The organism is Skermanella sp., from assembly GCF_059503625.1.
The window spans coordinates 1-6,075 of record NZ_JCACHA010001023.1; the positions used below are offsets into that span (position 1 = coordinate 1).

The 6,075-nt window shown below is 67.5% G+C and carries 6 protein-coding genes; all 6 read left to right on the forward strand.

The window, feature by feature from the left end; all coding sequences use genetic code 11:
• Positions 1-933, forward strand: a 933-nt coding sequence (locus AC5JJ6_RS37260; RefSeq protein WP_496046874.1) for a TIGR03087 family PEP-CTERM/XrtA system glycosyltransferase, incomplete at its 5' end; no start/stop codon positions are given.
• Positions 930-2,438 carry an exosortase A gene (gene xrtA / locus AC5JJ6_RS37265; RefSeq protein WP_496046875.1) on the forward strand — a complete coding sequence of 503 codons (1,509 nt, stop codon included), beginning with the start codon at positions 930-932 and terminating at the stop codon, positions 2,436-2,438. The genes AC5JJ6_RS37260 and xrtA, both read left to right, overlap by 4 nt.
• A gap of 51 nt (positions 2,439-2,489) precedes the next feature.
• Positions 2,490-2,651, forward strand: coding sequence for a hypothetical protein (locus tag AC5JJ6_RS37270; RefSeq protein WP_496046876.1), 162 nt, complete (start codon positions 2,490-2,492; stop codon positions 2,649-2,651).
• Positions 2,648-3,544 (forward strand): S1 family peptidase, encoded by an 897-nt coding sequence (locus tag AC5JJ6_RS37275; RefSeq protein ID WP_496046877.1) that lies wholly within the window; start codon positions 2,648-2,650, stop codon positions 3,542-3,544. The genes AC5JJ6_RS37270 and AC5JJ6_RS37275 overlap by 4 nt, the downstream gene beginning before the upstream one ends.
• Positions 3,532-4,839, forward strand: a complete 1,308-nt coding sequence (locus AC5JJ6_RS37280; protein WP_496046878.1) for an ArnT family glycosyltransferase — start codon at positions 3,532-3,534, stop codon at positions 4,837-4,839. Before AC5JJ6_RS37275 ends, AC5JJ6_RS37280 begins: the two co-directional genes overlap by 13 nt.
• Positions 4,836-6,075: BaiN/RdsA family NAD(P)/FAD-dependent oxidoreductase (locus AC5JJ6_RS37285; protein WP_496046879.1), on the forward strand; the 1,240-nt coding region annotated here is incomplete at its 3' end. The genes AC5JJ6_RS37280 and AC5JJ6_RS37285, both read left to right, overlap by 4 nt.

Below are 6,075 nucleotides of genomic sequence, written 5' to 3' on the forward strand. Positions count from 1 at the left end.
GACTCTCGACTGACGCGCTGGGTCCGGGAAATCCACGCGACAAACCCGATTGCGGTGCAGGTGGTCTTCTCAAGTTCGATGGCGCCGTTTGCCGAGAGCGTCAAAGACTTCCGGGGGCGGCGGATCGTCGATTTCATCGACCTGGACAGCGACAAGTGGCGGCAATACGCCGACACCGCCGGTCCGCCGATGCGCTGGGTCTACCGGCGGGAAAGCCGGCTGCTGGCGAAGGCGGAAACGGCCATCGCCGCGCGGTCCTCCGCCAGCCTGTTCGTCAGCGAGGCGGAGGCGGACCTGTTCCGCCGGCGTCCCGGCGTCGCGGCGGAGCATGTCCACGCCATAGGCAACGGGGTGGACCTGGATTATTTCAATGGCAGCCGAAACTATCCGAACCCCTACCCGCCGGGCGGTCCGGTACTGGTCTTCACCGGCATGATGGATTACCGGGCCAACGTGGATGCCGTCCGATGGTTCGCCGATGCGGTGCTGCCGCTCATCCGCCAGCGGCATCCGGACGTACGCTTCGCCATCGTCGGCGCCAAGCCGGACGACACGGTGAAGCGGCTGGCGGAGCGCCCCGGCGTCATCGTCACGGGGCGCGTCGAGGATGTCCGCCCCTATGTCGCCCACGCCGCCGTCGCGGTGGCGCCGCTGCGGATCGCGCGCGGCATCCAGAACAAGGTGCTGGAAGCGATGGCGATGGCACAGCCCGTGGTGGCGAGCGCCGAGGCGTTCGAGGGGATCGACGCGGAACCCGGCGTCGACCTGGAAGTCGCCGGCGATGCCGGGCAGTTCGCGGAAACGGTGTGCCGGCTGCTGGACGACCCGGCAAAGGCCGAGGCCCTGGGCGCTCGCGGGCGGCGGTGCATGATCGGCCGCTACACCTGGGAAAGCCGGCTGGCCCCGCTCGACCGGATCGTGGAGGGGGCATGACCCAGCGGGCCGATGTCGTCCAGGCGGAAGAACGGGCAGCCCATCCGGAATGGACACGGGCGCTGGCGTGGTTCGCCGGGCTGTTCGCCCTGCTGGTGGCGCTGTTCCACGATGTCGCCGGAGCCATGGTCTATACTTGGTGGACCAACGTCACCTACAACCACGGCTTCTTCGTGCTGCCGGTCAGCCTGTGGCTGATCTGGCTACGGCGGGACATGCTCCGCCGGATGACGCCCCGGCAGGAACCGCTGGCTCTGCTGGCGCTGGCCGCCATGGCGGGCGGCTGGCTGATCGGGCGGGCGGGCGACGTGCTGGCGGTCGAGGAAGTGGCGCTGGTCGGGATGCTGGTGGCGCTGTTCGTCTTCGTCTTCGGACGCACGGTGTCGCGGCGGCTGGTCTTCCCCCTTGCCTTCCTGTTCTTCATGGTCCCGGTCGGCGATGCGCTGATTGCGCCCTTGCAGGACTTCACCGCCCGCTTCGCGGTCGAACTGCTGCGGTGGTCCGGTATCCCGGTCTTCCATGACGGGATCATGATCGAGATCCCCAACGGGCTGTACGAGGTCGCGGAAGCCTGCGCCGGCATCCGGTTCCTGATCGCCAACGTCGTGATCTCGGCCCTGTTCGCCCATCTGGCGTATGATAGCCGCTGGAAGTTCTGGCTGTTCCTGAGCATCGGCTTCACGCTGCCGATCGTCGCAAACGGGTTCCGGGCCTATGGCATCATCCTGATCGGCTACTGGAGCGACGGGAAGCTGGCGGCCGGGGTCGATCACCTGATCTACGGCTGGGTCTTCTTCTCCATCGTCATGATATTCCTGCTGATGATCGGCAACAGCTTCGCCGACCGTCGGCTGGGCGACTTCCCGGACGCGCGCGCGACGCGGGATGCTGCAGCAAACGGCTGGCCCTGGCGGGCGCGTACCGCAGTCCTGGCCGTCCTGGTACTGGCGGCGGGTCCCGCCTATGCCTGGACGGTGATGGCTCCGCCTGAGGTGACCGGATCGAAGGCGGCGCTGCCGCCGCCCACTGTGGCGGGATGGTCGCTGGGAGGCGTTACGGACTGGCGTCCATCGTTCCCCGGAGCCGACAGGACGCTGCTGACCGGCTTCGAGGGTCCCGGACAGCGCCGGATCGAATTGTACGTCGCCCATTACCGGCACCAGCGGCAGGGGGCGGAAGTGGTCTACCATGCCAACCGGCTGGACGGCGACGGCTGGAGCCGGGTGGAAAGCCGTACGCTCGACGGATTGCCGGGAATGCCGCCGGCCCAGGCCGACCGTCTGGTGCGCGGCTCGCGTCAGCGGCTGGTGCTTTCGTGGTACTGGGTGGGAGGACGCTTCACGGCAAGCCCTTATCAGGCCAAGCTCTACCAGAGCATCGCGACGCTGCTCGGCGTCCGCCCGGCCGCGGCGGTCGTCGCGGTTTCGGTCGAGCGGCCGGAGGACGCGGCGGCGTTCCTCCAGGGTGCGACGCTGGACCCGTGGCTGGAGAGTTTGTCGGAATGAGAGTTGCCGGGATGGAAGTTGTCGGGATGAGCGTCGCCGGGATGAGGGCCAATGGATAGCCTGCTGTTTCTGTTCTCGCTGATCGGCCTCATCGTGATCATCGCGTGGGCGGTTACCAACGACAAGGTGCCCGATGGCGGGAAGACCACCGGCCTGCTCGCCATGCACCACCCCGACGACAAGGCGGAAAAGCCGAACCGGCGGCGTCGATGAGAGCTTGGGCCGCCGCCGTCCTGGCGGTGCCGCTGTACGCCTGCGCGAACAACACTCCCTCGGAACTCTCGGTCATGCCGCCCCCGGCGCCGGTCGTGCTCTGCTACGACAGCCGTCAGGACGTGGTGACCCGGCTGCCCACCGCCGACTGCAAGGGCCGCGTCATCACGGGAGAGGAGGCGGGCGCGCTGGCGGAAGCCCGCACCAGACGGGTACGCAGCCAGATCGCCGGAGCCAACCGGGGACGTCCGGATGACAAGGTGGAGATCCGCACCGCCGGATCGGGCTTCTTCATCAATCCGCGCGGTCAGGTGCTGACCGGGTTCCATGTGATCGCGCATTGCACGGCTGTTACGGTCTCCTCCGTGCGGAGCGGCCGGACGGCGGCGACGGTGATCGCGTCGGACTACGAGGACGATCTGGCGGTGCTCCAGACCAAGGCCCGGCCGGAGCGGTTCGCCCGCTTCAATCCGACGCCGGAACGTATCGGGAGAACGGACGCTTCGGTCGTGGGCTATCCGGCGCTGGGTGCCGCCACCATCATCCCCAGCCGTACGGCGGTGGATGCGCGGCCGGGACAGGTGATCGGAGACGGCACGGAGTTCATCGTGGAGGGGCGCATCCGCGCCGGCCACAGCGGCAGTCCCGTTCTGGACGAGACCGGCAGGGTGATCGGCATGATTCGCAGCAAGGTGGACGAAGTGACGACCTTCCGCGAGACCGGCCAGTTCGTCGACGACATCGCGCAGGCCGTCAACAACGAGACGATCTTCCGCTTCCTGCTGCCGCAGCACATCTCTTATACAACCGAAGCGCGCGGTCGCACCCTGCCCGACGACGAGGTGCTGGACCGCGCCAGCGCCTTCTCGGCCCGGATCGAATGCTGGAATTGAAGACGCCTTCTCGAAGCACCAGTCGTTTCCTAATCCTTGCGGCGGTGCTGTTCCTGGCGCCCCGGATCGGCTGGATGCTGGCGGTCGATGCGGCGCCGATGAGCGATCAGCTCTGGTATTTCGAACGCGCGGTCGGGATGCTGAACGGCGAAGGCTACGCGGTCCAGGGCCAGCCGACGGCATTCTGGCCGGTTGGCTATCCGGCTTTCCTGGCGGGTCTGTTCGCCGTCTTCGGTCCCAGCGTCGAAGCCGCCAAGATCGCCAATCTGGTTCTGTCGGGTGTCGCGATGGTCTTCGTCTACCGGATAGCCCGCCGGGCCACCGGATCGGAGACGGCGGCCAGGGCGGCGCTGCTGCTGGCGGTGCTCTATCCGACGCAGATCTTCTATACCGAACTGATCTATTCGGAACTGCTGTTCACGGCGCTGCTGCTTGCCGGAACGGACCTGCTGCTGGGAGCAGCCGAGACCCGGCGGCGCTGGGTCGCGGTCGCGGCGGCAGGAGCCTGTTTCGGGCTGGCCTCGCTGGTCAAGACCCAGGGGCTTCTGCTGCCGGGGCTGCTGGTGGCGGGAGCGCTGGTGCTGCGCGGGATCGGTTTCCGGCAGGCAGTACTGACGGGACTGATCGCCTATGCCGCCTGCCTTGCGGTGATAGCGCCGTGGACAATGAGGAATTGGGAGGTACTGGGCCAGCCGGTGCTGATCTCGACCAATGGCGGGTTCAACCTTTATATGGGCAACAACCCGTGGAACCGCTGGGGCAACTATATGTGGCCGGCTCCGTCGGAATTCACGGAAGCCACGGAGAACCTGAACATCCTGAAGGCCATTCCGGACGAGCTGGCGCTGAACGCGAAGCTCAACCGGCTGGCCACGGACTATATCCGCGACAACCCGGTCGAGGCCGCCAAGCGTATTCCCTACAAGCTCTACCAGTTCTTCCGCTTCGACACGCTGCCCCTGGCCCAGGCGGAAATCGGCGCCAAGCGGAACGGTCAGGATGTCCACGCACTGGTAACCGCCGTGGCCCCCATCGCCGAGATCTGGCACTGGGCGATGATGTGGAGCGCCTTCCTGTTCCCGGTCCTGTTCTGGCTGGTGCGCCGCCCTGCCGACGCGGCACTGGCCGCTTTCCTGCCGACAGCATATTTCGGTGCGATCACCGCCGTCTTCTTCGGGGAAGCCCGGTTCAACCTGCCGCTGCTGCCGCTCTACCCCGTGCTGGCGGTCTCTATCGCCGTCGGCTTTCTTCAGCGTGTCCGGTGGCCTATGGTGGGCCACCGGAGGAGAGCATGACGGCGAATCACACTGAAGAGAGAACCGGCAGCGCCGTCCCCCGCGCTGCCGTGATCGGCGGCGGGCCGGCAGGGCTGATGGCGGCCGAGGTCATGGCAAAGGCCGGGCTCAAGGTAGATATCTACGACGCGATGCCGTCGGTCGGACGCAAGTTCCTGCTGGCCGGACGCGGCGGGCTGAACCTGACGCATTCGGAGCCGCTTGAGCGGTTCGTCACCCGCTACGGCGAGCGGGCTGCCGTGGTGTCGTCCTGGCTGGAGCGTTTTTCGCCCGACGACATGAAGGCCTGGGCGGCAGGCTTGGGGATCGAGACTTTCGTCGGCAGCAGCGGCCGGGTGTTTCCCGTCCAGATGAAGGCCTCGCCCTTGCTGCGCGCGTGGCTGCGGCAACTCGACGGACTGGGGGTCACGCTCCACACGCGGCATCGCTGGATCGGCTTCGACGGCGCCGGCAAGCCGCTGGTCCGCAATGCCGCCGGAGACACGGTCACCGTTGCCGCCGATGCGACGGTGCTGGCGCTGGGTGGCGCCAGCTGGCCGAAGCTCGGTTCCGACGGGAGCTGGACCGGCATCCTGGCGGAACGCGGCATCGCGGTGCGTCCGCTGCGCCCCGCCAACTGCGGCTTCACCGTGGCCTGGGGCGAAGGCTTCATCGCCAAGCACGAGGGCGAACCGCTGAAGAACCTCGCCCTCAGCTTCGGCGGGACGACGGTGCGCGGAGAGCTGATGCTGACCCGTTCGGGCATCGAAGGCGGCGGCGTCTATGCGCTCAGCGCAGCGCTTCGCGACGCGATCGAGCGCGACGGCGAGGCGGTGCTGACGCTGGACCTCCGGCCCCAGCTTTCGGGAGAACAGGTACGGGACCGGCTGCGCCGGCCGCGCGGCTCGGAATCCTTCTCCAACTGGCTGCGGAAGTCAGTAAATTTGACAGGTCCCCTGCCTGGCCTCGTCCGGGGTGTCGCCGGATCTTCCACTGAGCCGTCGAGGATAGCGCCGCTGATCAAGGCGCTGCCCCTTCGCCTGACCGGCTGCCGGCCGATCGAACGGGCGATTTCGACCGCCGGCGGGGTCGATCTGGACGAACTGACCCAGGATCTGATGCTGAAACGCCTGCCGGGCGTGTTCGTGGCCGGAGAAATGCTGGATTGGGAAGCACCGACCGGCGGCTACCTGCTTCAGGGCGCCTTCGCCAGCGGCCTGATCGCGGGGCTTGGAGCGGCGGATCTGTCACGATCCT

Excerpts from the sequence above, each read along its gene's own strand:
- AC5JJ6_RS37280 (WP_496046878.1), top strand. The coding sequence starts at position 3,532 with ATGCTGGAATTGAAGACGCCTTCTCGAAGCACCAGTCGTTTCCTAATC.
- xrtA (WP_496046875.1), top strand. The coding sequence starts at position 930 with ATGACCCAGCGGGCCGATGTCGTCCAGGCGGAAGAACGGGCAGCCCAT.
- AC5JJ6_RS37270 (WP_496046876.1), top strand. The coding sequence starts at position 2,490 with ATGGATAGCCTGCTGTTTCTGTTCTCGCTGATCGGCCTCATCGTGATC.
- AC5JJ6_RS37275 (WP_496046877.1), top strand. The coding sequence starts at position 2,648 with ATGAGAGCTTGGGCCGCCGCCGTCCTGGCGGTGCCGCTGTACGCCTGC.